This window comes from uncultured Caballeronia sp., assembly GCF_964243625.1.
In the GTDB taxonomy this organism is placed as follows: domain Bacteria; phylum Pseudomonadota; class Gammaproteobacteria; order Burkholderiales; family Burkholderiaceae; genus Caballeronia.
The window spans coordinates 1-2,374 of record NZ_CAXTGZ010000794.1; the positions used below are offsets into that span (position 1 = coordinate 1).

At 51.6% G+C, this 2,374-nt stretch carries 2 protein-coding genes; one reads left to right on the forward strand and one right to left on the reverse strand.

Annotated elements, in window-relative coordinates; all coding sequences use genetic code 11:
• Positions 1 to 657: fumarylacetoacetate hydrolase family protein (locus ACFFAR_RS30980; RefSeq protein ID WP_375509201.1), on the reverse strand; the 657-nt coding region annotated here is incomplete at its 3' end.
• Positions 658 to 1,511: 854 nt separating this feature from the next.
• Here ACFFAR_RS30980 and phhA point away from each other — a divergent pair.
• Positions 1,512 to 2,374 (forward strand): phenylalanine 4-monooxygenase (gene phhA, locus ACFFAR_RS30985; protein WP_375509202.1); only part of this gene is annotated, 863 nt, incomplete at its 3' end.

Here is a 2,374-nt window from a genome sequence, read left to right on the forward strand (position 1 = left end):
AGGCAGCGTGACCTTGCTCCCATCCCAGGAGTCTCCCAATTCGTCGAGCGTCACCGCAACGGGGGAGAACGCGCTCGACGGCTTTCCGTGAAAAAATCCGAAGCCGCGTGCAAGTTCGGCTGGGATCAAGCCGCGAAGAGATACATCATTCACTAGCATCACAAGCCGGATTGCTGACTTTGCTTCTTCACGAGAACATGCCATCGGGACATCGCCGGTGATCACGGCTACCTCCGCCTCGAAATCGCACCCCCAATCGTCGCCGCCACAGAAAATATCATCGCGGGGCCCAAGCAGCGTGTCGGAGCCCCCTTGGTAGACAATAGGCTCGTGCCAGAACGATGGTGGCATTTCTGCTCCGCGCGACTTTCGTACAAGCTCAATATGATTTACATACGCGCTTGAATCGGCCCATTGATAAGCTCGTGGCAAAGGGGCTGAGAGGTCAGCCGGAAGCAGCGGGAAGGTTCCGTCAAGCTCGCCAAGATTTAATTGCGTGTACAGGTCTTCGGCAAGTATCGAAAGCTCGTCCCAGTTGTCCAGCAGGTTTTGCAGCGTCGGTGCAATCTGAGCGAGCGAAGCACCTAACTTTAAGTCCCGGCTGACCAGCACAAGCGTTCCGTCACGACCGCCCGATTTTAAAGTAGCAAATTTCACTGGGCCTTCCTTATTGGGCAATGATTTAAAAAACTTGCAACGTTGGCAACTCACAGCAGCATCTGAGTGTAAAGCGGTTTATCAGCATCGGATGTCCGAGCTTCGTCGTTCGCGATCGCCACAGATCGCAGTTACAACCAACAAAGGCTTATTCAAGCGAGGCATCTCACCGGCCAGGCCTTGATACCTTTCGCACTACACGGTTCCCACTTCATAACCTGCGCCGAGCCTACACGTTTCAAGCGCACGGACCACCGCCCCCAGCAGTAGCACTATCAACCAAGACTCCCGGCTCTTCGCTTCCATCAACAACCCGTGACGTAGCATGCCAGTGCATCCACCAAATGCGGCGCAACGCCCCAAAGTCTTCTCTTGCAGATCGCACACCTAGTACCAACGCTTACGCCCGTGATTTGCCTCACATCCATCACCGAGCAGGATCAGCGTTGTTGAGTTGACATGATATTAGTTTCACGGGACAATAATTGCAACTGAAATTAAATGCAAAGTTTTTGGCGGTTCAGCAAGGGTAAACGCGGATTGCTATCGCAATTCAGTCAGGGTTGCGTTGCCGGTTTGCTGAACATTGGTCAGCGTTGGGGAGCAGAGAACGCGTGAGAGCCTGATCGGAAGTCGTCGCGCTAGTACTGATTGACATGGAAAATGCTCACCGTAGCCCTCTACGCAACTTGCTATGCCTAGGCCCACTATCAACGGTCATGGCTGACAAACGCTGCATTGAGTTTACGACCAACTCAACGCACATGCGTCTTTGTCGTATCAAAACGATCTGATTCAAATGAGAGTGACTTGCTTCGAAGTGGGACAAACTTGAGGTTTGTATGGAACGGAGAATGAACGTTGGTGCGGCGTCAAGCAACTTGATTCAAAGGCCGGATTGGACGATCGATCAAGGTTGGGGTAACTACACCTCTGAAAATCATGCTGTCTGGAAAATGCTCTTTGACCGGCAAGTTGAGCAGTTGGCCGGACGTGCCTGTGATGAATTTGTTGCAGGAATGAATGCCCTTCCTCTAGGACGCGAACAAATTCCTGACTTCGACCTCTTGAGTCAGGTGCTAGTGAGGAACACGGGCTGGCAAATTGTGGCGGTACCAGGGCTTGTCCCTGATGACGTGTTTTTTGATCACCTCGCTCACAGGAGATTTCCGGCTGGGAACTTCATTCGCGACCGTTCACAGCTTGACTATCTCGAAGAACCAGACGTTTTTCATGACGTGTTCGGCCATGTGCCAATGCTGATGAATCCCGTATTTGCAGATTACGTTCAGGCTTATGGCATCGCTGCTCAGCGCGCAAGAGAAGTTGGTGCTCTTGACAAGCTTGCAAGTATGTATTGGTTCACAGTGGAATTTGGTTTAGTCCGTCAAGCAGACGGGCTTAAAATTTATGGTGCTGGGATTGCATCGTCGTACACGGAATCGCTCTTTGCATTAGACGACGACTCGCCGAACCGAATCAAATTCGATCTGATGCGCGTCATGAGAACTACCAAGCGGATCGACGACTTTCAGGAAACCTACTTTGTCATAGATGATCTTGCCGAACTTTTTGCTTTCGTCGACTGCGTAACGTTGGACACTTTTTATCGGCAGATCACTGCCTTGCCTACCATTGACCCGAGTGAACGCGTCTACGGAGATCATATACTGCATAGAGGAAGCGGTCGGTACCACGAAGGAAAGAAAGGATATCC